Annotated in this window: 23 protein-coding genes and 3 pseudogenes; 7 read left to right on the plus strand and 19 right to left on the minus strand. The window is 59.6% G+C overall.

Annotation, left to right across the window (positions count from 1 at the left end; all coding sequences use genetic code 11):
- Window positions 1-90 precede the first annotated feature (90 nt).
- Both BB934_RS50350 and BB934_RS41730 read right to left on the minus strand, forming a co-directional pair.
- Window positions 91-219, minus strand: a complete 129-nt coding sequence (locus BB934_RS50350) for a hypothetical protein (protein ID WP_257792387.1) — start codon at window positions 217-219, stop codon at window positions 91-93.
- Window positions 220-836: 617 nt separating this feature from the next.
- Window positions 837-1,862, minus strand: a complete 1,026-nt coding sequence (locus tag BB934_RS41730; RefSeq protein ID WP_099515448.1) for a P-loop NTPase family protein — start codon at window positions 1,860-1,862, stop codon at window positions 837-839.
- 732 nt (window positions 1,863-2,594) lie between these two features.
- On the opposite strand from BB934_RS41730, the gene BB934_RS48105 reads away from it, so the two are divergent.
- Together BB934_RS48105 and BB934_RS41740 are read left to right on the plus strand one after the other, a co-directional pair.
- Window positions 2,595-2,762, plus strand: a complete 168-nt coding sequence (locus BB934_RS48105; protein ID WP_157934656.1) for a hypothetical protein — start codon at window positions 2,595-2,597, stop codon at window positions 2,760-2,762.
- Between the two features lie 36 nt (window positions 2,763-2,798).
- Window positions 2,799-2,909: pseudogene (locus tag BB934_RS41740) on the plus strand (SWIB/MDM2 domain-containing protein); the annotation flags it as partial.
- A gap of 114 nt (window positions 2,910-3,023) precedes the next feature.
- On the opposite strand, the pseudogene BB934_RS41745 reads toward BB934_RS41740, so the two are convergent.
- The 11 genes and pseudogenes from BB934_RS41745 to BB934_RS41790 form a co-directional block, all read right to left on the minus strand.
- Window positions 3,024-3,221: pseudogene (locus BB934_RS41745) on the minus strand (transposase); the annotation flags it as partial.
- Between the two features lie 88 nt (window positions 3,222-3,309).
- Window positions 3,310-3,843: a hypothetical protein gene (locus BB934_RS41750; RefSeq protein ID WP_099515450.1), complete on the minus strand. Its 534-nt coding sequence runs from the start codon at window positions 3,841-3,843 to the stop codon at window positions 3,310-3,312.
- Window positions 3,844-3,927: 84 nt separating this feature from the next.
- On the minus strand, window positions 3,928-4,197 hold the full coding sequence (locus BB934_RS41755; protein WP_099515451.1) for a hypothetical protein: 270 nt from the start codon (window positions 4,195-4,197) through the stop codon (window positions 3,928-3,930).
- Between the two features lie 132 nt (window positions 4,198-4,329).
- On the minus strand, window positions 4,330-4,722 hold the full coding sequence (locus BB934_RS41760) for a hypothetical protein (protein WP_099515452.1): 393 nt from the start codon (window positions 4,720-4,722) through the stop codon (window positions 4,330-4,332).
- Window positions 4,719-4,997 carry a DUF433 domain-containing protein gene (locus BB934_RS41765; RefSeq protein ID WP_099515453.1) on the minus strand — a complete coding sequence of 93 codons (279 nt, stop codon included), beginning with the start codon at window positions 4,995-4,997 and terminating at the stop codon, window positions 4,719-4,721. The genes BB934_RS41760 and BB934_RS41765 overlap by 4 nt, the downstream gene beginning before the upstream one ends.
- 215 nt (window positions 4,998-5,212) lie before the next feature.
- Complete coding sequence (locus BB934_RS41770; protein ID WP_157934657.1) at window positions 5,213-5,518, minus strand: antitoxin Xre/MbcA/ParS toxin-binding domain-containing protein; 306 nt, start codon at window positions 5,516-5,518, stop codon at window positions 5,213-5,215.
- A 168-nt stretch (window positions 5,519-5,686) separates the two neighbouring features.
- Window positions 5,687-6,001: a WGR domain-containing protein gene (locus BB934_RS41775; RefSeq protein WP_099515672.1), complete on the minus strand. Its 315-nt coding sequence runs from the start codon at window positions 5,999-6,001 to the stop codon at window positions 5,687-5,689.
- Window positions 6,002-6,243: 242 nt separating this feature from the next.
- Window positions 6,244-7,398: a plasmid replication protein RepC gene (gene repC, locus BB934_RS41780; protein ID WP_099515455.1), complete on the minus strand. Its 1,155-nt coding sequence runs from the start codon at window positions 7,396-7,398 to the stop codon at window positions 6,244-6,246.
- A 174-nt stretch (window positions 7,399-7,572) separates the two neighbouring features.
- Window positions 7,573-7,713, minus strand: coding sequence for a ribbon-helix-helix domain-containing protein (locus BB934_RS48660; RefSeq protein WP_173909568.1), 141 nt, complete (start codon window positions 7,711-7,713; stop codon window positions 7,573-7,575).
- 999 nt (window positions 7,714-8,712) lie between these two features.
- On the minus strand, window positions 8,713-10,182 hold the full coding sequence (locus BB934_RS41785; RefSeq protein WP_157934658.1) for a tannase/feruloyl esterase family alpha/beta hydrolase: 1,470 nt from the start codon (window positions 10,180-10,182) through the stop codon (window positions 8,713-8,715).
- Between the two features lie 371 nt (window positions 10,183-10,553).
- Window positions 10,554-10,844, minus strand: coding sequence for a DUF6894 family protein (locus BB934_RS41790; protein WP_157934659.1), 291 nt, complete (start codon window positions 10,842-10,844; stop codon window positions 10,554-10,556).
- A gap of 79 nt (window positions 10,845-10,923) precedes the next feature.
- On the opposite strand from BB934_RS41790, the pseudogene BB934_RS41795 reads away from it, so the two are divergent.
- Window positions 10,924-11,658: pseudogene (locus tag BB934_RS41795) on the plus strand (esterase-like activity of phytase family protein); the annotation flags it as partial.
- 163 nt (window positions 11,659-11,821) lie between these two features.
- Here the strand turns inward: BB934_RS41795 and BB934_RS41800 are convergent.
- From BB934_RS41800 to BB934_RS41825, 6 genes are all read right to left on the minus strand, one after another.
- Window positions 11,822-12,979 carry a mandelate racemase/muconate lactonizing enzyme family protein gene (locus BB934_RS41800; RefSeq protein ID WP_099515458.1) on the minus strand — a complete coding sequence of 386 codons (1,158 nt, stop codon included), beginning with the start codon at window positions 12,977-12,979 and terminating at the stop codon, window positions 11,822-11,824.
- A gap of 164 nt (window positions 12,980-13,143) precedes the next feature.
- Window positions 13,144-13,896 (minus strand): ribonuclease activity regulator RraA, encoded by a 753-nt coding sequence (locus BB934_RS41805; RefSeq protein WP_099515459.1) that lies wholly within the window; start codon window positions 13,894-13,896, stop codon window positions 13,144-13,146.
- A 141-nt stretch (window positions 13,897-14,037) separates the two neighbouring features.
- Window positions 14,038-15,135 carry an ABC transporter ATP-binding protein gene (locus tag BB934_RS41810; RefSeq protein ID WP_099515460.1) on the minus strand — a complete coding sequence of 366 codons (1,098 nt, stop codon included), beginning with the start codon at window positions 15,133-15,135 and terminating at the stop codon, window positions 14,038-14,040.
- Window positions 15,136-15,147: 12 nt separating this feature from the next.
- Window positions 15,148-16,029 (minus strand): carbohydrate ABC transporter permease, encoded by an 882-nt coding sequence (locus BB934_RS41815; protein WP_099515461.1) that lies wholly within the window; start codon window positions 16,027-16,029, stop codon window positions 15,148-15,150.
- Window positions 16,026-16,985, minus strand: a complete 960-nt coding sequence (locus BB934_RS41820; RefSeq protein WP_099515462.1) for a carbohydrate ABC transporter permease — start codon at window positions 16,983-16,985, stop codon at window positions 16,026-16,028. Before BB934_RS41820 ends, BB934_RS41815 begins: the two co-directional genes overlap by 4 nt.
- 70 nt (window positions 16,986-17,055) lie before the next feature.
- The gene (locus BB934_RS41825; protein ID WP_099515463.1) at window positions 17,056-18,540 is read right to left on the minus strand and encodes an ABC transporter substrate-binding protein; all 1,485 of its coding nucleotides are present in this window, start codon (window positions 18,538-18,540) and stop codon (window positions 17,056-17,058) included.
- Window positions 18,541-18,723: 183 nt separating this feature from the next.
- Between BB934_RS41825 and BB934_RS41830 the strand changes: the two genes are divergently transcribed.
- The 4 genes from BB934_RS41830 to BB934_RS41845 all read left to right on the plus strand — a co-directional run bounded on the left by BB934_RS41830 (window position 18,724) and on the right by BB934_RS41845 (window position 23,500).
- Window positions 18,724-19,437, plus strand: a complete 714-nt coding sequence (locus BB934_RS41830; protein ID WP_099515464.1) for a GntR family transcriptional regulator — start codon at window positions 18,724-18,726, stop codon at window positions 19,435-19,437.
- A 52-nt stretch (window positions 19,438-19,489) separates the two neighbouring features.
- Window positions 19,490-20,650 carry a mandelate racemase/muconate lactonizing enzyme family protein gene (locus BB934_RS41835; RefSeq protein ID WP_099515465.1) on the plus strand — a complete coding sequence of 387 codons (1,161 nt, stop codon included), beginning with the start codon at window positions 19,490-19,492 and terminating at the stop codon, window positions 20,648-20,650.
- Window positions 20,651-20,820: 170 nt separating this feature from the next.
- Complete coding sequence (locus BB934_RS41840) at window positions 20,821-22,179, plus strand: mandelate racemase/muconate lactonizing enzyme family protein (RefSeq protein WP_099515466.1); 1,359 nt, start codon at window positions 20,821-20,823, stop codon at window positions 22,177-22,179.
- Between the two features lie 118 nt (window positions 22,180-22,297).
- Window positions 22,298-23,500: a mandelate racemase/muconate lactonizing enzyme family protein gene (locus tag BB934_RS41845; protein WP_099515673.1), complete on the plus strand. Its 1,203-nt coding sequence runs from the start codon at window positions 22,298-22,300 to the stop codon at window positions 23,498-23,500.
- Window positions 23,501-23,642 lie beyond the last annotated feature (142 nt).

Consider the following 23,642-nt stretch of genomic DNA (forward strand, 5'->3'; position numbering starts at 1 on the left):
GCACCTGACAGCAAGCGGAACAAGCCAATGGCGCCATGTCCGACGGCTTCGCTACCGCTGCTTGAGCGCGCCGTCGAAGCATGCGCATTCTCAGGCACAGCGTTGATGAGCTTGCTCATTTCGTTGAGGTTTGCGAGGAATCCTCTTCAGCATCGCCTTCACATGGGCCTTGACGGCCAGTTGGTTGGGTTCAGGGGCGCTCTGCGTCGGCTGGGTCATCGCACTCTCCTGCATCCTGCTGTGTGTGCAAGGGCAAGCCAGGATGACAGTCGCATATTCGAGAGATGTCTTCTGTGACTTAAGTCACACAATTCGCAGCTTAGGGTATTCACATCCGTCGTCATAAGGCTCAATTCGTAGATGGTTGATGGAAAACGAGCCCGCTCTTTCAACAGCGATCGTTCGAGCGCGTGCGATGAGGTCGGACTACCGCGTGCTGCGCCGGTTAACGGCGCCGCACCCTGGATTGTCCTTTTTGGGATTTTACTTGCTCCGCCCTCACCCATCTGACGTCTCAGGTACCTCTGCCTACGAACGGCGAGGAAGGCGTCAGCGAGCGGTATGACGCCACTCGGCGCGGTTGAGGAAAGCGGGCGGACGAACGATGTGAACGTCCGTCAAGGGGATCAGCCACCCCATGTTGTCCATGGGCGGGTCCGCGCCCGAACAGATCAGTCTACACCTGCCCGCTTAGAGCGTGGATTTTTCCAGGTCATCTGCGTGACACGGACTTGGCGGATGAACAGCGGCGTCACGAAAGTTCGGAACGAGATTTGTATCTCCAGGGCTCGTGCATTTCCGGTTATCAAAGCAGGTGAGGTTTGCCGGACACGACATCACGCATTCGGGATTGTCACCATGCGATTCCGGACGCCGGTTCCGTCACTCACCTGCCGTCTCGCCGTCAGGAGAGACGGCAGGTGAGCATCGGCGGATGGGTTCGTTGCGTCCTGTGCCGATCGCTCGCCGACCGGGACGACGGTGATGATCCCCTCGCGCAGCACCAGCCGCACCGTGTGAACGCCCGCGACTTTCGCCTGCGCCAACCGGGCATCGAGCTCATCGCGCGGCAACCACGCATCTTCGATGCAAGGCTCGGTGGTTTTGTCCATGGAATGCGCCAGGATCCGGCCGTCGATGCCGCCCTTCAGAACAAGACCATGGGAGGCTATCTGGTCCGTAAAGCTACGATAATGTTCCAGCACCACCTCGCCCGGTGTCAGGGCCTTCAGGGCAAACACCGCATCAAGGCTTTTGAGGAGTGGGGCTGGAAAGCCGGCATCGAGAAGCAGCTTGAGGCACTGCACATGCAACCGGTCGGGATCCGGCTCATCGCGAGCAATCTGGCCGATCTGTGTCTGCGCCACCTCGGTGGTCAAGACGAAGATCGCGTTGGCGAGCGCGATCTTCTTTCCGGCTTCATCTTCAGCGAACCCCTGGCTCCAGGCGTTCATCAGTTTCTTGAGAAGCTCGGGAGGGGCCTTGTCGATGTCCCGCAGAACGAGCACCCCGATGGGATTGTTCTTCAGCACGTAGAGCATCGAGCGGACTTGCGTGCCGCCGGAAGTCGGTGCAAAGAGATGGGCCAGATCCTCTCCTTGGATTGACGATAGCTCATACAACTCGCCCCCCGTCCTGAGGGAGTCGGCCAAGCCCGCGGGCAGACCGAGATGATCATTGCCGACGTTCGGGCCTGCGATGAGGAAGATGCCAGGTCTCTGTTGCGCTGGGCTGGCTGCGATGTGCCGGCAGATCTCGGCCGCAAAGGCCGCGACGGCGGCATCCTGACCAATAAAGCGCTTGCGGATTCGGGTGATGAGTTCGCACAAGATCTCGTCATACGGGAGGGAGCGGGTTGGCATGAAGTCAGTCTTTCTGGGGAAGGATGATGGAAACGAAGGCTGGCGCTGCTGCGACGCGCGCCCGCCTGTTGCAGGGCGCGACGCTGTCATCCTCGTCCGAGGCTGCACCGGTCTGGTTCGGCCTCAAGCGAAGCGTGCTTTGTCCTTTGCGGGATTTGCCTTGTCTTGCCCTACACCTGTCCAGGTGCCGTCCCATCGTCCGTTCTTGGGATCGTGCCTTCCGGGGCTGTTGCTTCCTCTTCCTCACTGACGTCAAAAGTGCCGTGGTCCGTGAGAATGCCGTGTTGAAACCGGCATCACAGATGCCCTACTGAAGCGTCTCTTGGCCGGGCACGCCATTCAATCTGTGGTAGGACGATATCTTAATCCGATGCGACCACTGAACATGCATGGCTCGTGATTGAAGTGTTCTGCAATTAGCAATCACGATACTGTCGGTGATGAAGCCAGCTTTCCCACGGCCTCAATTGCCATATCCCCAGTGGATTAGATTTCAACTATCGGCCAGTCCTGCTAACCGCCTATATCCACCCGATTCCAACAGGGAATCTGATAACGACCCTTTTGACAAGAAGTCTGTTGCCGTCCTGAACGATGGCAGCACAGAATTGCTCTGTGTGATACCGGAGCATGGCATCAGCCCAGGACATACCTTTGACCAAGATTGCGTTGATCTCCGATCTTCACCTTGAGGAAAGCAAGGACCCATCCCCGTTGGGGACGCCGCCTGGGATGTTTCAGGTCTTTGGCAGCCTCTCGCTTCCCCGTGAGATCGATGCCGATATCATGGTGATCGCCGGCGATACGCATCCCGATCCCGAGATCCGGCGCCAGGTCCTTGCAAAGATTGAAGATGAGCTCGGCTTGCTGGTTATCCACGTCAACGGCAACCATAACTAATATGGCGGCTCATTTCCAAACGATCCGGGCGACCTCGAGAACAAGCGCGAGATCCTGGCCGATGACAAGCTCCGGGCCATCTTCGGGGTCAGGGACAAGGTCAGCATGTTCGAGATGAACAAGCACATTGCCCAGCACCTGTCCTGATCGTCCATTTTTAGACGAAGAGAGGCATCTTGCGTTGATCCAAGCTCTGAAGAAAGGCTGCTGCATACGCTACGAGAGCGCTCGTTCAAGCACCTTCTGAAGAGCTTAGGGTCAAAACCGGCGGAAGCGTCGAAACACGCTATTCCGATTCCCAAACATCTCGGGCAGATCGCGCCAAGGCGACCCAGTGCGGACCATCCACAGCACCGCCTCCAGGAACAGCCGATTGTCTGAACCGGTGCGACCGAGATCGCCGGCCTTGCCAGGAAGCAACGGCGCGACACGCTCCCATTGTTTATTGTTCAGGACCAAGCGATTAAGATGACCTCCCGTTTTCCAGCTTTGAACCAAAATTCGCCAGGAGCGGGAATCCCTCAGAGCACCTGAATGTCCACAGGCTTTAACGCTCTTCGACCCCCTCCATCGGAATTTTGTTCAGTGCGGCGAACTCGTCTTCTAATAAGCGTCGAATGTCATCCGGGGTGTCGCTCGCGGATAAGACGCGCCGGGGATTTAACGCCCTCAGGTCGGTCATCAGGATGAGGCGCCGCGCAAATTCCATCAGCCGCTTGTGCTCATCCCTGGTCAGGATCCTGACGCATCGGCCGTCGATAAAACAGGCCACATACGCAGGGCTTGTGGACGAGCTCAGGGCCTGAAACGTCAGATCCCCATTGTATGGGATCTCCTTGTCGCGTTCCGAAGCTGAGCGCCCAAGCTCGGACGATCCTCGTAGGATGTCAGGCAGGTCTGCCGAGGAGCGCTCCTCGTCCGGAACCTCCTCTGTGCCGTGATGGATCAAGCGTCCGTCCGCGGTGATCGTGTAATCGTCAAAGAACTGGGTTGGGGTGTCGCGAGTTATGAAGACGGTGCCCTCAGGTGGCTGTGGCTCAGGGAGGGGCATTTCGCACCGGATGTGATCGTAAGTACTCATCGCCTGGATGCTCTCCCCTGCAAGGTATACGCTGGAGTTACCAGCTGGTAACCCGAAGTCGAATGCAGTCTCTTGGCAGGCCTCTTACACCCAGACGATGTCCTCATCATGGATCGGTGCGAGGCCTGTGTCGTTCTCGTCTGGCTCCAGGTAGAGTCCCTGCATACCCGCTTCAAGGAACCGTCGGACGTTCAAAAGATCGTCGAGAGAGCCGCTGGTGATCACGGCAAGCGGCGCCCTGCCCTGGAAGATCGAGCCATTATAAGACCCAGTCAGCCAATCCCTCACATCGTCGGTGCCCTCGCAGAGCACCCGGAGAGCCTGGTAGATCCCTAGAACGGCTGAAATGCGCATGAGCACATTCACACTCAATGTCAGATCGCGCTCACCCCTCGCCTGCTTGGGCGCTTGGCTGCGTCATAGGCCTGTACGTCGGGCGCGTCCTTCTCATCGTCTGACATGTTGAGATCTTGAGGTGCTCCGCTGCTAGTCTGCTCCTTGCGCCCGAGCGATATCAATTACCTCCTCGACACAGCCTACCCTAAGAGACTCAAGCGGCGAGAGCCCGTCGAGGGCATCATCCGCAACCAAAAGCCACTCCAGTCGCATCCAGTCGGCTCGTATCGGCATAACTGCCAAGGCCTCCGAGAGCCCCGGTGCCATTCCGTTCGGCCCGAACTGGCAGGCCGGGTACCCGTGGCCGTCCCCTGTCTTTACGGCGATGATCGTCCCGACCTTGCGCCGCTCCTCGATCAATTGCTCGGGGACATTAAGGAGTGAGGCGACCTCCAAAAGCGAGTAGAGACCTCCGGCCATTTCGATCAGTTCAGCTTTCCAAATGTCGCCGGCCGCGATCAGGGCTTGCAAATCGGTTGTCATTTCTTCTGCCTCGGGTTGTGTCCGGATTCGACCACGGTTCCGTTGACCACTGGTGGCCAATTACGGGGCTGCGGCGTCAAAGGATTGGCCTCTGCGTATGCGACAGCCAGATCCAAATGATGCTCCTTGATGGTGGGATAGGCGGCCAGTATGCGATCCCGTGAGATCCCTGCCTTCACGGACGCTGCTAGGTCATAGACTGGGACGCGGGTTCCTTTGATGACCGGCATGCCGCTCAGGATTTCGGAGTCCGAGATAATCGTGTCATCCGCCATTCCAAAGAAACCCCAATTCGCCTACTGGCTCCCCTCACCCGAGCATTGTAACCAACTTCTAGGCCTCGGCTGGTCAGTTCTCTTGGCGAAGCGCCTCCCGATACTAATATCAGGTCTACGCGCTTCACAATCGTGAGCACGTTGGCAGTTCCCAGAACGTCGCAGTCCACCCAAGCCTGCCGGCCACAGTCGCCTGAACCGCGCCCCCTTTGTGCTCACACATACACTCCATACTCGATCTGGCCGAGAAGCTGGAGGACCTGGTCCGTCTTCCCCTGAGCAATCAGATCCAGAGGTCTGGCCTGCAGAACCTGGTTCTGCCGCACCAACCACAGCGCCCCGAGATCGCCGAAGATCTCGTGCGCTTTCCCGATCACCATCGCAATTTCCGGCGTGGCTCCTTTGAGCGACCTGAGTTGCTCGATCTGGCGCTCAAGATGCGTGATCGCTTGATCGACCAGAGGGTCGACCTTCTCTGCCGTGTAAGGCGTAAACTCTCGATCACTTCCGTTGAGTGGCATCTGGATCTCGCTGCAACATGGTCGGGAGTTCGGCCAGACCATCCTCGTCGGCCATCCGTGTCATGCGTATGATGCATGCATCACAACAGATTGAGGCCAATTCTGTTCGATGTCGTGATTGCTAACCAGCTTACGTGAAAAACAATTCCCTCTCGGACCAGTCCACCTTTACCATGAGCCGTCCGCCCGGCTTTGGCAGGTGCTGCAGCCGGTTTGGCCCGCTCCCGCGGCAGTCCCATCTCTGAGCTCATAGCCGCGTCGCCGCTTCCTCTGGAGCCATGTTTCAAGAGCTTCCACTGCTCGGGATTGGTTTTCGTGAAGCTCAACCTTTCTCTGCCCTGGCAGGCCGATGCGACCCCACTCACGGATCAAGGTGGGGTTACCAAACAGGCTTGGTTCGATCGCCAGGACATAGTAGCGAGCCATGTTGCAGGTGGGATCACACCTGTCGAGCACCAGGTACTGGATCGCGTCTTCAGACATACCCCCATGTTGCGCAAGGGCCTCGGCGAGGTCCAATCAAAGTCGTGAATCCATTGCGTTCCAACGATTCCTATCAGTGATGCTCCTTACTGAGCCTCCTCTCAGCAGGCATGAAAGTTTCATCATGCCTCAAAGGGGCATTCCCGCCCCTATCAAGTTCCTGCGTGAGCAGTCTCGCCTTCACAGGCAAACGCAAGTCTATGCAAGTGGGCTATGGCGCCTTGAGCACAAGATCAGTTCTCCTATGACATTCTTCGCCTCCGCATGGCGAGGAGTTCGACGCCGAGGTCGAGCTTTCCGGCCTTGATCATGCGCACGAGCGCGCGGAAGTAGCCGCCTGGGTTCTTGATCCGGCTCTCCCCGCCGTTCCGGGCGGCATCGTCCTCATAGAGCTGCAGCACATAGATCACCGCAATCGCGGCTCTGATGACCCCGATCTCATCGACGGCCTCGGCCCAGGCGCTCTCGTGAGCCCCCAGGGATGCCCGCAGGTAGCGCCCGGCCGACACGATATCGGCGACATCCCGCACCGGTTGGCCGTAGTCGCTGAGGGTGGGGCATGCCTCGAGGATCAATTCCGGTGATAGGTGCTCCGGTGGTTGTTCGGTTTGACGAACCGCCTCAGCTTTCTTCGGAAAGCCTTTGTTACAAGACTCACTAGGAGATCCGTTGTTGTTATTAGTGTGACGGTACTGAGTTCCGGCATAGCCCGCCTTATAATAAGCTTCCTCACAAGCCCCTCTCAGGGATTTCCACTCCTCCAGCATATCAATCGGCATGGCCTTCGTGCTGCGCACCGGTGTGCGAGCCAACAGCCCCTGAAACTGCTCCTCAAGATCGGAGCGATCAAGATCAGGGTACTCTTGCGCCAAGCTGCTAAGAGCTTCCTGAGCGGCCCTTCGAGCAATGGTGATCTCGTCGAAGGTGCGCTTGCGGGCTTCCTTGGCCTGCTTCATCTCAATGAGCCGTTCGGCCCACTCCCCTCGCCTGGCATAAACGGGGGTCAAGTCGAAGCCGAAGGCGTCGACGAGTTCGCCAGCTAAGTCCTTGACCGCATATCGCTTCCCGTTGGGCGATTCCTTTGGGACCATCAGTTGCTTGTCGATGAGGACACGGAACGCCTTGCGGATCCCACGCTCGGACAACCCAGTGCGGCTGACCAGATAATCGTTGGATGGCCATACCAGCAGCCGCTCCCACTCCTGCTCGCCCCAGCAGGCGACGAGCTCGGACAGGACCGATCGGGGTCCGTTCCGCAATTCCAGGGCCTTGGCAGCCTCGCGAGCTGCCGCAGATAGTTCTTTACGCGTTACCGTGCGCCCGGCTTCGAGCGCAAGCTCTCTCGCGGCCAGAGCGGCATGTCTCAGCCGCCGGCCTCCTGACGATGCGAGTTGCATCGTACCCTCCATGTTGAGGGCAAAGCGGGAGCGTTCACCGAAACCGATGCTCTTGACACGCAGTTTGTCGGGATGGCATAAGGAATGTGTTCAAGATTCACTTACGCCCACCCCTCGGTGGGTCCCCAAAGGCCCTCGAAGTTTCCAGCTTCGTGGGCCTTTTGCTTTGCCTGTTTACGTCACAACAATTCGCTCCTTCTGGGCAAATGTGGCCTCGAGGGCATGGGTGATCGCCTCCTGCCGATTTCTGAAGCGGCCACTCTCGATCGCTTCATCGATGGCCGCTCCGATAGAACCTGCTACCCACACGTTCATCTCTCGATCCCCTCGTTCCCGGCGAGATCTGCGAAACCGCTGAACGCGTTCGGTATGCTTTACGTCAGGCATGCCAACACCCGTAGGACTCGTGCCGTCACGAGTGATGACCGATTCTGAGTTGGCTGTGGAGTCGCGCGTCAAGAATCCATTCACAATAGATCGATTCAACGGTGGGAAACTTCTTTTCGCAGAATCATTTAGCCAAACGGCCGAATCAATTCGCATGTAAAAGCCCGGTTCCAGACGACTCGTACTTACACACTCGATTCGCAGTGCCTTAGTATTCGCCCTAAATTTCAACAAGCGACCTCAAATTACGATCCGGCGACGGGGGCGCTCCTCGGATAATAACTGTTAACCGAACTGCTGAGGCCCTTGATTATTTGAAATAGACTCTGGAAGCCTCCTGAGTCGGCGCGCGGCATGCGTTTGTATATCATCCCACCTGCTTTGCACCTTGGTCGATCGATACCAACCGGCGCTCGCAGAGTTGCGCTGAATACACGCTCCATCCGTCTGGTCGCCGCCCATCTAACCCTACGCTGGGTAGGCATCCTAAGTGCTGCGATGCCAATCTATGGGAAGCGGTGTCACCATTAGATCACTCTTCCCGGGTTCGCACTTGGGCAGGAGTGCAGTTCCTTCTTTGTTCACTTGTCGCTGCCCTCCCGCCTGACGTGATACCTTTCTCATCAAATGCTCCATCCTTTATGACCGCTCAGGCACTGGAACCAAGCCTGATAGGGCGTTGAGGGGTTTGACGGTTAGCCTGAAGGTGCACGTTCTTGATACGTACCTCGTTACCGCACAAACAGGCACAGGACTTGCGCTGCTCCCGAAGGCTTTCTTCCAGCGAATAAGTCCAGCCCGACATAGTCACTCAGAACCAGCTTGTAAAAAGGTGGGGAGTCCCGTCACATTTTGTGCCGCCCCCAGAGGGCGCCAGCAAAGGTCGAACGGGGGGTAGGTCGCCGACTTGGCTCATGGTGCCGATCGTTACTGGCTGACGCAGTTGAAGTTAGCGGCATCGTCCATGGAGCCAGAGCCATTATAGCGCGGCCAGGACGGATAGCGGCACATCGGACGGGTGCGGTTGGCACCCTGGTTGCCGTCGATCGCCACGAGTGTTTCGGGCGCTTTGTCGGTCTCCACCCAGTTATCCAGAACCGCCAGACCGTCGTACTTTGCATTGAACGCGCCGAAGCCGTGGCTGAGGCCAGGGACGACGTAGAAGCGGACGAACGAGTCCATGTTGGCCTCGCCCTGCAGCGCCTTGTGGCGGTTGTAATAGGCCACCGTGTTGTGCGGCGTAATGAAGTCGTCCGTGGTGCCGTGCAGCAGGATGATCTTGCCGCCTTTCTGGCGGAAAGGGGTGAGGTCGATGTCGGTCACATCCATGATGGCGCCCGCTCCCTGCGTGCGCCCCTTCAGGGTGGTCGGCTCGAAGGTCAGCGCATCGAAGGCGGGATTGCGGGTCAGGATGAACTTTGTGGTAGCCGCACCTGCATTGTACAGCAGGGCATCGGCCGACGTTGGAGGATTGCCCGGAACCGGACGCGTGCCGAAGGTGGAGCGTCCCTCGAAGCGGGCTCCCTCCAGCAGCGACCAGCGGGGGAACTCCTCCATTCCCGCAATGGCAAATCCGGGCCGGTAGGGTGATGCGATCTTCTCCACCGCTGCGATTTGCGCGTCGGATAGGCAGGTATCGCCGGTGTCGGAACCGTTCGGGCAGCGTAACGTGCTTTTCACGGTCTCGATGTTGAACGCCGCGTTGCATCCGGCGATGTTGCTGATGATGCCATCCTGTGCTCCGTCGAGGCCGTCGCAGGCCTGATGCACCGCATCCGTGAGCAGCTTGGTTTCTGCGGCGTTCATCCAGCCCGCTCCGCCATTGGCGTAGAGCGCCTTACCAGCGTTTAGCGATCCGAGATGAAGCAGGGTGACATTGTAGGCCGGGTAGTTGGCAACGACGCCATCGTAGTCGGCGGAATAGCGGGCCGCAGCATCGAGCGCCTCGTGACCGCCCTGGGAGTTGCCGATGTAGTAGAAGCGGCGCGGCGCCGTTCCGTAGCGCGCCTTCACGACCGCCAGCGCGACATCGTGCGTCTTCTTGACCGCCTGCTTGCCGAAATTAAGCAGGGCCTCGTCGTTCATGCCGAAGGTGCCGTCGAAGCCGGGTGCGCCTTTGTGGCCGCCATCGCTGCCGAGCGTGACGTAGCCCTGCCTGAGCGGCGTCGGAACGGTCGCAGGCTGCAAGCCAGCGATCCCCAGCCCGGTCACGAGAGTGCCATTATAGCCACCGCCGCCGAGTTGCACCGCCTTGCCGTTCCAGTTCGTCGGCAAGTTGACCTGGAATTCCATGTTTGGGGCTTCGGCCGAGACCGGCACGATCAGCCCCTTAACAGCGCAGTACTCTCCATTCGGGTTGTTGGCTGCGTCGGCGGCCACAAGGGTCGCGGATTGCACCACCGCGCCTGAGCTCGGTAGGCCAATCGCCCAAGCCGGGACGTACATCCCGGAGAGACGGGAGCAGGCTCCTGACTGAGAGGATGGTTGCGCCCGCGTAGGGGCATTGCTGGTGACAAGAGCTGTTGTCGTGAGTACGGCCAAGGCTATAGCAGAGGTTCTCGTGACCACACCCGAAGTCCATTCGATTAATCGCAAGGTTCCCTCCGTCGAACTCGTCTGTGTTCAGTTTTGCGTATCGCTGCCGGAGCACCGGCGCAACATGAGATTGTAACCTGCTCGTCGAGCTAGTTCAGCCACGTTCCGCGAAAGCAAGCCTTGATGGAACGGAGGGACAGGGGACAAGCCGTTATTCCAATGAGGCTAGCCGCTTACCTGGGAAGTAAGCGGCGCAGATTGCGGGCCATCCAGCTCTCGAGCAGGGCACGAGCATCCTCAAGAGCATGCTGGCGCGCCGCCTCAGGGCCAGCCAAGGTGAGCCCGGTGGGATCCGGGCACAACCGGTACCCGCCTGTGAGGTTGAAGTGGTAATGCTGCATGTCGGGCTGCCTCAGGGAGGCCTTCTGACAGGCGCATAACAAGGGTAGTCCTCCTGTCGAGCCCGGCTGTTCCAGGGCCAGCCCGCGAAGGGAAACGCGACCCGAGGTTCCGGCCGCCGTCATCCAAATGTCACCCCCTTGTCGCCCTGGCGACATGCACTCTGTCCAGAAGGAGCCTGCTCAATCCCCCAGGAGGACGAACATGGCAACCCGCTTGACCCTCGCGCTGCCGATGGTGGCTGCGCTCTCCTCGGTCGCGCTCGCACAACAGTTTCCGGCAACGCTCGCCGGTCATGCCGTGCTGCCCGCCCAGAGCTTTGTCGATGCGCCAGCCGATGCCCCATCCGATCTGAAGATCGCCGGCAAGTTCACCACCGGCAAGCGGGTCGACACGATCGGAACCATTGAAGGCACCTCGGGTGAGCGCCCGACCGGTGTCAAGCTTCCTTTCCGGGGCCAAGCGCTGCAAGGTCACTCCGGGATCAAACGACAGCCCGATGGCACCTTCTGGGTGCTGACCGACAATGGCTTCGGGGCCAAAGCCAATTCCCCTGACGCGATGCTGTACCTGAACCATTACCGCATCGATTGGGAGAACGGCACGGTCGAGCGGCTCGATACGGTCTTCCTCAGCGACCCGGACAAGAAGGTGCCGTTCCGGATCACCAACGAGGGCACGGACAAGCGCTACCTGACCGGCTCGGACTTCGATCCGGAAAGCTTTCAAATGATCGGCGATAAAATCTGGATTGGAGATGAATTCGGCCCCTACCTGATCCGGGCCGACCGCTCGGGCAAGATCGAGGCGGTGTTCGAGACGACGGTTGACGGCAAGCCCGCCCGCTCGCCCGATCATTATGCGATCACGACGCCGCCAGCGCCAAACGGCTCTGTCACCTTCAACATTCGCCGGTCCAAGGGCTACGAAGCTACGGCGATGCCGGCCTGAGCTTTATGAGCAGTCGATCGCGGAGACTACTTCGGGATGGGGCAAAATGAGAAACGTTAGTGCTTCGTCCAGAATGGCTCTTTGCGTCACTCGGAACGCCCCGTAGCCGACCTCTGGGATGTTGGAGCGGCGGGCGGCCATGCATGAAGCCTTAATCAAAAACGCCATAGCCTGCAACGGCGTGCTTGCGGACGCCTTCGAGGTTCAATTCGACTCCTATACCCGGCGCATCAGGCAAGGTGATGTGCCCGTCATTGAGGATCGACTTTCCGCCGTTCGGGACATGGACATAGCTGTCCCAAACCTCACGCTCCTCAAGGGCGTGCCACTCGAGAACGAGGAAGTTCGGCACCGAACCGCAAACATGGCAGGTGGCCATGGTGCCAAGTGGGGTGGATACGAGATGCGGAGCGAAAGGAAGGTAGTAGATCTCCGCGAGATGCGCGATTTTCCGGCTCTCCGAAAGTCCCCCGCACTTGGGAACGTCCGGCATCACCACGTCGGCGCACTGCCCCTGGAGGAGCTCACGAAACCCCCAACGCAGATAAAGATTCTCACCGACGCAGATCGGCGTCTTGCTGCGCATCCGTATCTGCTTCAACGCTTCGACATTCTCGGCCGGAATGGGCTCCTCCAGCCAGAGCAGGTTGAACCGTTCCATCTCGCTGGCGATGCGGCAGGCGCTCGGTACATCGTAACGGGCGTGCAGGTCGATGCATAAATCGATGTCTGGTCCGATGGCATCGCGAACGGCGGCCACCCGCTCCACCATGAAGCGCAGTTCGGCGCCGTTGATCGTGTGATTGACCGCATCGAACTTTGCCGGATGCCCGAGATCGTCGATGTCGAATTTGAGGGCCGTGAAACCCTCCGCAACCATGCGCCTTGCCCGGCTGGCGCAACCCTCGGGGGACCCGGCAGGGCCGTCTCCGTCGCCGCAATCGGCGTAGAGGCGGATGCGGTCGCGGAACTTTCCGCCGAACATGCGATAAAGCGGCTGACCGGCCGCCTTGGCTGCCAGATCCCAAAGCGCCATCTCGATGCCGCTCAGCGCGATGAGGAAGATTCCCGATTGGGCGCCGGCAAAGACGTGCTTGCGCCGGAGCTTTTCCCAGCAATATTCGACGTTGCGGGGATCCTCGCCGATGAGTTCGGATTTCAGTTCGGAGATCAGCCCGACGATCGCCGCCGCGCCGGCATCGGGATTAGCCTCGCCATACCCGGAAATGCCGGCATCCGTATCGATCCTGATCAGTGTCGCCTTGCCATGGTAGGCAACCACTGCGGTCTTGATCTCGACAATCCTCATCGGTGTTCCTCACGTGGAAAGTGTTCGCGGGCGGGCCAGGCATGGCGCTGTTGTTGTTTGAGCTTCGATGGCATCACAAGTTTTCTGCCGCCACGAACCCCGAAGTTCGCGGCAGCCTCGAACGTCGTCAACCTTCCCGGTTCTCAAGGTGGATGCCGACGCTTTCAATCCGTTGAGGACGTCTTCGCCTGTTCTGCCCGCCAGGCCTCGTACTCGTCGGTCGCGCTCGGGTGGAGCGGGTAATAACGCTGCAACGGCGCCCCTTCCAGAAGCTTCATCCGTGAGAAGACTTCCCACTCATGATGCTTCTGGGCTTCGTCAATCACCGCCTTCGCCATGGAGACGGGAACCACCACGACTCCATCATCGTCGGCCACGATGATGTCGCCGGGAATGACCGTAACGCCGCCGCAGGCAATGGGAACATTGACGGCTGTGGGATAAATTGTGGTCTGTACGTGGTAATTCGGCGTCCAGCCGCGCAGCCACAGGGGGAGGTCGAGCTTTTTGACATTGGGCCGGTCGCGCATGCACCCGTCAATGACGATCCCCGCGCCGCCCCGGCCCTTGAAATAGGTTGACATCATGTCACCGAAGACTCCCGAGCTCATATCGCCGCGCGCGTCCACGACGACGACGTCGCCTTCCTGAGCGTGATAGAGCACGTGCCGATGCAACTGCGTCTCCGGATCAGCATATTCGCCTTCGGTGAAGAGGTCCGGTCGCTGCGGCATGAACTGCAACGTCAAAGCCGGCCCAACGATCGATTTGCCGAAATTCTGCGCAACCGGGCCGACCATGTGGGGGTTGCGGAACCCCATATGTCCGAGCGTGCCGGCGACGGTCGCGGCACCAATCTCCTTCAGCCCTTCGATCAGTTCCCTGGGAGGGCGTACGATGTCGGATGTATGCGTCATTGTGACCTCGCTTGAACGGGTGCGGTGAGCCCACCGACATTGCAGACGTCGAGCCGCCTGAAAGGGTGAAGGGGTGTGGACGGCGTGATCTTAAGGCTTCGCGGTCATGCAAGCCCAGACATCGCATCGCTTGTCCCCGCCTCAATCCGCCTTCAGAGTCATTTCGGTTGCACCATCGAACAGGTGCATACGCTCCTGATCGAATTCGAGCCAGATTGGCTCGTCCGGCGCGACCGCAACGTTGGGCGGCACGCTGATGGTCACGACGGCACCGGACAGCAACGCCTGGACGAAGGTCACATCCCCGGTGGGTTCCACCGTATAGGCCTTGGCCGGGATGGCGCCCGGAGTCGCATGCGTGGTCAGCCTGATCGTGGAATGGCGGGCCCCGACGACGATTTTGTTCGTGGTCGATTTCTTGACCTTCCGGTCGTTGAGCGGTGAGAGCGCCATAGTCCAGCCTTCCGCGCCGGTCAACACGGTTCGGCCATCGACCGTTGCGGCCTCGAGGGGAATCAGGCTCATCGCCGGGCTGCCGATGAAGCTCGCCACGAACATGTTGACCGGATCAGCGAAGATTTGCGCCGGCGAATTATACTGCTGGAGAAAGCCGCCGTTCATCACGGCCATCTTGTCGGCCATGGTAACGGCTTCGAGCTGGTCATGCGTTACATAGATGACCGTGGCCTTGAGGTCCTGATGAAAGCGCTTGATCTCGGAACGCATCTGCACGCGCAGCTTGGCGTCGAGGTTGGACAGGGGCTCGTCCATCAGGAAAACGGCAGGATCGCGCACCAGCGCCCGCCCCAGGGCGACACGCTGCTGCTGCCCGCCCGACAGCTCCCGCGGCCTTCGCTCGAGCAGGTGCGTCATGTCGAGCACCCGCGCCGCTTCCTTGACTTTCCGGTCGATCTCCTCGCGGGGCAGCCTGCGCATCTGCAGCGGGAAGGCCAGGTTCTTATAGACTGTTTTCTGCGGATAGAGCGCGTAATTCTGAAACACCATGGCAATGTCACGGTCTTTCGGGTCGACGTCATTGACCACGCGGTCGCCGATGGCAATCTCGCCGGACGTGATCGGAACCAGCCCGGCGACCAGATTGAGCGTGGTCGTCTTGCCGCATCCGGACGGACCGACAAGCGCGACGAACTCGCCGTCATTGACGGTCAATGACACGTCGTTGACAGCCTTGAAGGAGCCATAGGTCTTCACAAGATTTCTCAGGACCACATGGGCCATGAAACCTGCCTTCTATTGTTTGACGGCGCCCTCGGTGAGGGCTCGTACGAAGTAGCGTTGCAGGAGGAGGAAGAGCACGACGACCGGCAGGCTCATCATGAAGCTCGCCGCCATGAGACCGGGGAAATCCGTCGTGTTCTCGGAGAAGAAGCGCTGAACGCCGACCGGCAGCGTCAGCTGGTCATTTTTACTCAGGAACGTGTAGGCGAAGATGTACTCGTTCCAGGCGCCGATGAAGGAATAGATCGCCGTGGCGATGATCCCCGGCGTCGAAAGCGGCATCACGATCAGGAGAAACGCCTGGAAGCGGGTGGCGCCGTCGATGCGGGCCGCCTGCTCGAGTTGATAGGGAATGTTGTCGTAAAAACCCTTGAGCAGCCAGATCGCGAGGGGCAGGCCGAAGGTCAGATAGGTCAGGATCAGCGAGCCATGGGTGTTCACGAGGCCCAAAAGCCGCATGAGGATGAAGAGCGGCACGAGGAAGATCACCGCCGGGAACATGTTGCGCAGCAGAACCGAGAAGAAGAGGAATTTGCGCCCCGGAAAGTCAAACCGCGAGAAAGCATAGGCCGCGGGCACCGCGACGATGACCGCCAGGATCGTCGTCGCGGTGGAAACAAAAAAGCTGTTCCAGAAGAAGCGCAGGAAGTCCTCGCCCACGCTGTTGGTCGGGTCGAGCAGCTTGTGATAGCTCGCGAGGGTCGGCTCGTCAGGCCACCATTGGGGCGGAAACTGCAGGGCCGCAAATCCGGACTTGATGGATGTCAACAGCATCCAGATCATCGGCACGGCCGTGTAGAGCAGGATGAGCACGAGGAAGATGCGCCCGACCCAGCGCCAGACGTCGATCGGTTTGCGTCTCCGGGTTGCCACGGCGATGGTCGTCGGCGTCATGCACCGCGCTCCTTTCTCTCGCCGCCGCTGAGGGCGCGTACATAGAAATAGCCCAGCGTCATCAGAATGAGGAACAACAGCACCGAATAGGCCGACGCTACGCCCCAGCGCTGGCGGCCGAAGGCGAGTTCATAAATATGCGTTATCCAGATGTGGGATGCGTTGGAGGGACCGCCGCCGGTCATGATCCAGGGAATGATGAAGGAATTGAAGTTCGCCACTGCGAGCAGCAGGATGGTCACGGTGGAGACGCCCTGCAGATGGGGGAAGGTGACGTGCCAGAAGCGCTGCCACGCGCTGGCGCCATCGACTCTCGCCGCCCGGAGCAGTTGATCAGGGACGGTCTGCAGGCCGGCCATCAGCATGATCATAGCGAATGGAAATTCGCGCCACACATTGACGACAATCAGCGACGGCAGAACAGTGCCCACACTATCGATGAGATTAGGCGGACGGTCGGCTAGTCCGAGGCCCACCAGAACGGCGCCGATCACGCCGAAATCCGAATGATAAATCCATTTCCAAATGTAAGAAGCAGCGACCGCGCTAATAACCCATGGAATGATGAGGATGGCGCGCAACACGCTGCGGCCGGCGAAATCGCGGTTCAGAGCAAGCGCCGCTCCCAGGCCCAGGACGAACGCGATCAAGGTCGAGGCGATCGTCCAGATGAAGGTGTTGGCCGTGACACGCCAGAACACGTCGCTGTTGAGGATCAGGGAATAATTGTCGAACCCGACGAAATTCTTGTCGCGCAGCTGAAGACTTGGCGGCGTGTTGAAGAAGGACAGATTGATCGTGTAATAGATGGGATAGGCGATGACGATTAGCATCACCACGATCGCGGGCAATACGTAGAGATAGTCGGCGCGCCGGGCCCAGACCTGCTGGAGGACGCCCGTACGCTCCGTTTCGACTCGCAGAGATGCGTCAGCCAGGCGTGTCGCCATGGTCATCAGGGCGCCCTTATGCTGTCAGGAGGGTGTTGACCGGCGGCGGTCGCCGCCGGTCGCGTTGGCGTCGCCGCTAGAGCTTGCCGCCACTCATGATGTCCTTGACCTTCTTGGCCGCATCTTCGGAGGCCTGGTCGACCGTCATGGCGCCCGTCAGAGCGTTCTGAAGCATGTCGGGCACGACGATGTTCATGATCTCGGGCGTCTCCGGAATCGTCGGGAACGGGATACCGTAAGGAAGCATCGAGGTCGTCACGTCGAGGAACTTGATCTTTTCCAGACGCTCCTTCATCCACTTGGTCTTGAAGCCGTTGAGGTTGCCGGGGTTCGATCCGGCATAGGCCATCTTGAGCGACCATTCCGGGCTCGTCCAGAAACAAATGAGCGCCTTGGCCGCCGGCTGATCCACCTTGCCCCCGTCAACATATTCGGGCTTCAGGATGTGGATGTTCGAACCGCCGAAAACGACCGCCCGCTTGCCGTCCGGCCCGGTCGGAATCAGGCCGTAGCGCATGTTGTCGATGACGGCCTGGGCCTTCTGCTGATCGCTGCCGGAAGCCTTTTTCTTGAGATCGTGCATCACGTCGTAATCGGACGGGTGCGAGATCATCATGCCGAGCTGACCCGCTAGGAAAAGCGGCTGGTTGTCCGCCTGCTGGTTGGTCAATGCGGAGACCGGCACGGACTTGTCGCGCACATACATATCGTACGAGGCCTGCAAGGCTCGTTTGCTCGCCGGGCTGTTCAGCTGAATCTGCGAGTAGGCCGGGCTCGGTGTGGCCTCGTCGAACACGCCGCCGCCGAAGCCCCAGAGCTGAGGCAGGAAGCGGTAGGGCGTGTTGCCGGCGTTCTTGCGGGCGACGAGGCCGTAGCCCGCAATCCCGAGCTTGTCGTGAATCTGCTTGGAGTATTTCACCACGTCGTCCCAGGTGGCCGGCGGCTTCTCGGGATCGAGACCGGCCCGCTTGAACACGTCCGCGTTCCAGATGAACGCCATCGTCTCGTTGTTCGTCGGGACGCCGTAAGTCTTGCCCTTCCACATGTTCGACTTCATGGCCCCGGGCCAGAAATCCTCGGTGGCGTAGCCTACGTCCTCGGGCTTCAGCTCCTGGAGATACCCTTTGGCGGCGAATTCGACACCGCCCAGGATTTGCAGCCGCACCACCATGGGTCCGGCGTTGCCAAGCAATGCCGTCCGGAACTTGTCGAGGAGATCGTTGTAGGTGTGCGCCTGCTCCTCGAGCTGAATGTTGGGATAGGTTTTCCGGAAGGCTGCGAAGAAGTCCTTGTAATATTGGCGCAGGAGATCGGGGTCTCCCTCGAACACGCCCTGATACCAGAACGTGAGGCGCCCCTTGTAATCGAGCGGCGTGACCTTGCCGCACTCGGCTGCGGTGTCGAATTCCTTTGTGCCTGCGATCTCACGCACATATTCCGGCGACCATTTGCTCAGGTCGACGGGGGGCGCGGCCAATACGGGCGACGACATCAGAAACGACGTGAGAACAGCCGCAGAAACACCGCCGCGAATGGCGCGGCCGAAGTCAAAGGTCGACATTAGGTCCCTCCAATTCTTCAGAGCCAGCGCACACTGGCACTGTGGCTTCCACCCTCGTGTGGAGCTCTTCTTGATCGAGGCTCCTATCATGAAACGATTACAGAGCCAGACTTGTATGTCAATCGATCTGGATCGTATATTGTCTGGGCCAGTTGCCGTATGATCTGGGCATTGGAGGTAAGGTTGAAGGAGGCAAGCGACCACCAGGCGGTGCCGCCTCTCGGGATAGACCCGATCGGCGCCTCCACCGATTCCACGGCGCTGCTCTACAAGGCGATTCGGGACGACATCATCTCGGGGCGGCTCACTGCCAATCAGCGCCTCGTCGTTACCGACCTCGCCAAGCGTCACGGCAGTTCGACGACGCCGGTTCGGGAGGTGCTTCAGCTCCTGCGCGGCGAAGGCTTCGTCATCTTCACGCGAAATCGCGGCGCGCGCGTCCGGCCGATCGACCGAGATTTTATTCGCGACATCTACGAGATCTGCGTTCTGATCGAGCCGTCCCTGACGCGTTGGTTCGTCGGGATGGCCACAGAGGCCGACATCGCGGAACTCGAGGCGGTCCAAAGCCAGATCGAGGACAACAATTTCGCCGACCAGATCTTGCACAGCGAGCTCGACACGAAATTCCATACCGTGATCTACCAGCGACACTACAATCGACACACTGCCGAATTGTGGTGGAAACATCGTGAGGTGCTCCGAGCGGTCAGCCGCCGGTTCGACTTCACTCTCGCGCGGCGAGCGCAGGTCATCAGTGACCATCGTGAGCTGATCGCCCATATCAAGGCAGGCGATGCCGATCGGGCCGCCGAACTCGTGGCACGGCACGTCAAAGGGTCCGGACTTCACATCCTCGAGCATATGCGGGCCATGGCGGCAGCCCAGGCAGGGTAGGTTACCGACCTGATGCGCAGCCTCTTCTCAAATTCACAAGAAAGCGAAGCACATGAAGATTACCAGCGTCAGGCCGTGGCTTATCAAGTCGGCCGCCTCCTACTGGGGCGAGTTCCTGTTTGTCGAAGTCAGCACGGATGAGGGCATCACCGGCTGGGGCGAGATCACTACAACAACAAAGATCGCAAACCGTGCGCTGACGGCGATGCTGCGGCAAATCAGCTTGACAATGATCGGAGAAGATCCCGCGCATATCGAACGTCTCTGGCACAAGCTCTTTCGCAGCTTTACCTATATGGGGAGCCGGGGTGCCGCGGTGGAATGCCTCAGCGCCATCGACATCGCACTTTGGGACATCCGGGGAAAGGCGCTAGGAAAGCCGATATACGAGCTTCTCGGCGGACCTGTGCGCGACGAGATTGCGCTCTACACCCACCCTGATCAACGCAGGTTCACGAGCAAGGAAGCCGTCGTCGCCGAGATCCAGGCGATTGTGAAGTCGGGACATACCGCGCTCAAGTTCGATCCGTTTCCTCAGCAGGGCCCACATGTGGACGGCATCGCGCGCGAGCAGCGCGACGGCTACCTCGACGGCAGCATGACGCGCCAAGACGAGCACGAGGCCGCGGAGTTGACGGCGCTGGTCCGGGAAGCAGCCGGGCCTCAGATCGAAATTCTAATCGACGCGCATGGCCGCTTCGACGTGCCAACGGCCATTCGGCTCTGCCGGTCCCTCGAGGAGGCCGGAAACATTGACTGGTTCGAGGAACCGTGCCCACCGGAAAGCGTCAATGCCCTCAAGCAGGTGCGCGAGAAGGTCAACGTGCCAATCTCGTGGGGCGAGCGTGGACATACGAAATGGGACTTCGTCCCCATTCTCGAGAATAAGCTGGCCGACTACATCATGCCCGACGTGACCTGGACCGGTGGCATTACCGAACTGAAAAAAATCTCGGCGCTATGCGAGGCTTATTACATCCCGGTCTCACCCCATGATGCCGCCGGGCCGATTAATGTCGTCGCCGGGGCGCAGGTGATGATGACGGTGCCGAACTTCTACAAGCTCGAAACGTCGGAATGGAATCTCTCAAAGTATGATCCTCTCATCAACGTGCCGCTCGACAATTCCAATGGCAGCCTCAAGCTCAACCCCGCACCGGGTCTCGGCATCGAGATGAACCGCGAATACCTTGAGGCGAACGTCGTCGATTGAGGCACAATGCACGAAAGTGCGTCGAGCCGGCGCTGGGGTTGTCGCAATCCCGGCGCGCAAGCGACGGACGGGTTGAGAGTGAGTAACGCCTGAAATCCACAAACACACGCCGGCGAAACGGCCGCGGTCAATCGCGCGAACCGTCAGTCGGGGACAGGGAGAACGTTGACATGCCGAAGCTGGATGGTGCTCACGAGGCGCTGAATCGAGTCAATTCGTTCTCCAAGCCGTCGGAGCTTCGCATCACGGACATGCGGGTGGCCGAGATCGTCGGCGCTCCCTTCGACTCCGTACTGGTCAAAATCTACACTAATCAAGGCCTCATCGGACTTGGCGAGGTGCGCGACGGCGCCAGCGCGACCTATGCGCTGATGCTCAAAAGCCGACTGCTCGGCGAGAACCCCTGCGACATCGACCGTCTGTTCCGCCGCATTAAGCAGTTTGGTGGACACGGGAGGCAGGGCGGCGGCGTCTCGGCTGTCGAAATCGCCTTATGGGATCTTGCCGGGAAGGCCTATGGCGTACCGATCTATCAGATGCTGGGCGGCAAGTTCCGCGACAAGGTACGCATCTACTGCGACACCGATGCGGAGCAACCCAGCGGCACGGCGACCGGCAAGCGCCTCAAAGAGCGCATGGACCTCGGCTTCACGTTCCTCAAGATGGATCTCGGGCTGATGCAGATTGCCGACTTGCCGGGCGCCGTAGTCGCGCCGGCCGGCACCCTCGAAGGCTTCCGCTCGCATGCGGCGCAAGGCAGGGCGCATACGCTGGAGGAGCGCCGACGGCGCAATGCCGCCTATGACGCGCAGAATGTGCGCCATCCGTTCACCGGTCTCCACTTTACGGACAAAGGTTTAGATTATCTCGAACAGTACATTTGCGAGGTCCGCGACGTTATCGGTCCTGACATCCCGCTCGCCATTGATCACGTTGGACACATCTCGCTGCAAAACGGCATCCGGCTCGCCAACCGCATCGAAAAATATGTTCCGGCTTGGCTGGAAGACGTCATTCCGTGGCAATACACGGAGCAGTATCGGCATTTGCAGGCGGCAACATCGGTTCCGATTTGCACGGGCGAAGACATCTATCTGAAAGAGAGCTTCGAGCCGTTGCTCAAGGCCGGAATTTCGATTATCCACCCTGACCTGCTCACGTCGGGCGGCATTCTGGAAACCAAGAAGATCGGCGACATGGCGCAGGAGTATGGCGTCGCCATGGCGATCCACATGGCAGAAAGTCCCATAGCCGCGATGGCTGCGGCCCATGTCGCGGTCGCCACCGAAAACTTCATGGCGCTTGAGTATCACTCGGTCGATGTGCCTTGGTGGGATGACATCGTAACGGGCCTCCCCAAGCCGCTGGTGAGGAACGGCTTCATCGATGTCTCCAATAAACCGGGCCTCGGCATTGATGATATCGTTGATGAGGTCATCGCCCAGCATCTGCAGCCGGGAGTTGCCGGTATCTGGCAACCGACGGACGGGTGGGATCACGAGTATTCCTGGGATCGCACCTGGAGCTGACGCCCTCATTCGAAGGACGGACGCGCCTGCTGGCATCGCAACGACGCCTGTCGCCGGTCGTCGGGGTCGCACCCGGCCATCGCATTCCGCTCATCCACCGTACGAAGAGGCATTGGCCATGAAGATCACTGATTTGCGCTGCGCCATCATCGGTAAGCACCCGATCGTCCGAATCACCACCGACGAAGGAATCCATGGGCTCGGCGAAGTGGAATACACCAAAGGCTACATTAAGCCCTGGGTGATGCATTTTCGAGAAGCGTTGATCGGCGAGGATCCGACCGACGTCGAACGAGTGATGCTGAAGATTCGTCAGCGTGGCTCGTTCAAGCCCTACGGCGCAGCTGTCAGCGCCATCGAGCATGCGCTCTGGGACATCGCCGGCAAAGCGGCGAACGTCCCGGCATACAAGCTGCTCGGCGGCAAAGTGCGCGACAAGGTTCGTTGCTACAACGGCAACATGCGCAAGAAGCGGACGGGCGACCGCCCGGAGGACTACGCCGCTGATGTGCAGTGGATGGCCGAACTCCCCGAAAAATTCTTTCTAGTGAAGCAGGGCATCAGTTTCCACTCCAACATGAAGGATACGGTCGAGGACTTCCATTTTGGCGTGCGCCAGACGCGCTCGGGTTACCACGGCGCAATGGACCAGGGCGTGATCAGTGAGTATGGTTTCAACCACATGCTCGATTGCGTCATCGCGATGAAGGAGGTGCTCGGCGACAAAGTCAGCTTGGCGCTTGATTGCGGCCCAGGCTGGATGTTGCCCGATGCGATCAAGTTCGCCCGCGCGGTCGAGAAATACAACATCGCCTGGCTCGAGGACATGCTCACCGGCGATTACGTGCCATGGGTCAATCCGCAGGCCTATCGCGAACTGACCCTGTCAACGTCAACGCCGATCCATACCGGCGAGCAGATCTATCTGCGGCACAACTTCAAGGAACTCATTGAGACACAGGCGGTGCGTATTATCGGACCCGATCCAGCTGACGTCGGTGGCATCGCAGAACTCAAATGGGTCGCCGAGCACGCTTACATGCACTCGATCCTCATGGCACCCCATGGCACCGCCAACGGCCTCCTGGGGCTGGGCGCGCTGATCAACGTGTGCGCCACGCTGCCCGCCAACTACATCGCCTTCGAGTATCCTACAGCGTCAGACCCATGGTGGCACGAGATCATCCTGGGACTTCCGTCAGGCCGCATCGTCAATGATTCGATGATCGATTTGCTACCCGGCCCAGGTCTTGGTCTCGACATCGATGCTAAAGCCGCTAGCCGCTATCTCAACGACGAAGATGCCGGCTTCTTTGACTAGTTCTGAGCCATATTCAACGGTGTTGCCGTTGCTCGGCCCTGAACGGTTGGGAGGCTAGGCCGATTTTTCTCTTCCTCACGGGCCTATACCAGCCGCAGGCAGGCCATGGCGACGAGCGGATACCTTCGGGCCGACGTGTCGT

This window comes from Microvirga ossetica (assembly GCF_002741015.1).
GTDB classification, from domain to species: domain Bacteria; phylum Pseudomonadota; class Alphaproteobacteria; order Rhizobiales; family Beijerinckiaceae; genus Microvirga; species Microvirga ossetica.

Excerpts from the sequence above, each read along its gene's own strand:
- BB934_RS41750 (WP_099515450.1), bottom strand. The coding sequence starts at position 3,843 with ATGAGTACTTACGATCACATCCGGTGCGAAATGCCCCTCCCTGAGCCA.
- BB934_RS41730 (WP_099515448.1), bottom strand. The coding sequence starts at position 1,862 with ATGCCAACCCGCTCCCTCCCGTATGACGAGATCTTGTGCGAACTCATC.
- BB934_RS48105 (WP_157934656.1), top strand. The coding sequence starts at position 2,595 with ATGTTTCAGGTCTTTGGCAGCCTCTCGCTTCCCCGTGAGATCGATGCC.
- BB934_RS41775 (WP_099515672.1), bottom strand. The coding sequence starts at position 6,001 with ATGTCTGAAGACGCGATCCAGTACCTGGTGCTCGACAGGTGTGATCCC.
- BB934_RS41790 (WP_157934659.1), bottom strand. The coding sequence starts at position 10,844 with ATGACGGCGGCCGGAACCTCGGGTCGCGTTTCCCTTCGCGGGCTGGCC.
- BB934_RS41805 (WP_099515459.1), bottom strand. The coding sequence starts at position 13,896 with ATGACGCATACATCCGACATCGTACGCCCTCCCAGGGAACTGATCGAA.
- BB934_RS41765 (WP_099515453.1), bottom strand. The coding sequence starts at position 4,997 with ATGGCGGATGACACGATTATCTCGGACTCCGAAATCCTGAGCGGCATG.
- BB934_RS41835 (WP_099515465.1), top strand. The coding sequence starts at position 19,490 with ATGAAGATTACCAGCGTCAGGCCGTGGCTTATCAAGTCGGCCGCCTCC.
- BB934_RS41760 (WP_099515452.1), bottom strand. The coding sequence starts at position 4,722 with ATGACAACCGATTTGCAAGCCCTGATCGCGGCCGGCGACATTTGGAAA.
- BB934_RS41800 (WP_099515458.1), bottom strand. The coding sequence starts at position 12,979 with ATGAGGATTGTCGAGATCAAGACCGCAGTGGTTGCCTACCATGGCAAG.
- BB934_RS41755 (WP_099515451.1), bottom strand. The coding sequence starts at position 4,197 with ATGCGCATTTCAGCCGTTCTAGGGATCTACCAGGCTCTCCGGGTGCTC.
- BB934_RS41810 (WP_099515460.1), bottom strand. The coding sequence starts at position 15,135 with ATGGCCCATGTGGTCCTGAGAAATCTTGTGAAGACCTATGGCTCCTTC.
- BB934_RS50350 (WP_257792387.1), bottom strand. The coding sequence starts at position 219 with ATGACCCAGCCGACGCAGAGCGCCCCTGAACCCAACCAACTGGCCGTC.
- BB934_RS41845 (WP_099515673.1), top strand. The coding sequence starts at position 22,298 with ATGAAGATCACTGATTTGCGCTGCGCCATCATCGGTAAGCACCCGATC.
- BB934_RS41815 (WP_099515461.1), bottom strand. The coding sequence starts at position 16,029 with ATGACGCCGACGACCATCGCCGTGGCAACCCGGAGACGCAAACCGATC.
- BB934_RS41840 (WP_099515466.1), top strand. The coding sequence starts at position 20,821 with ATGCCGAAGCTGGATGGTGCTCACGAGGCGCTGAATCGAGTCAATTCG.
- BB934_RS48660 (WP_173909568.1), bottom strand. The coding sequence starts at position 7,713 with ATGAACGTGTGGGTAGCAGGTTCTATCGGAGCGGCCATCGATGAAGCG.
- repC (WP_099515455.1), bottom strand. The coding sequence starts at position 7,398 with ATGCAACTCGCATCGTCAGGAGGCCGGCGGCTGAGACATGCCGCTCTG.
- BB934_RS41825 (WP_099515463.1), bottom strand. The coding sequence starts at position 18,540 with ATGTCGACCTTTGACTTCGGCCGCGCCATTCGCGGCGGTGTTTCTGCG.
- BB934_RS41770 (WP_157934657.1), bottom strand. The coding sequence starts at position 5,518 with ATGCCACTCAACGGAAGTGATCGAGAGTTTACGCCTTACACGGCAGAG.
- BB934_RS41820 (WP_099515462.1), bottom strand. The coding sequence starts at position 16,985 with ATGACCATGGCGACACGCCTGGCTGACGCATCTCTGCGAGTCGAAACG.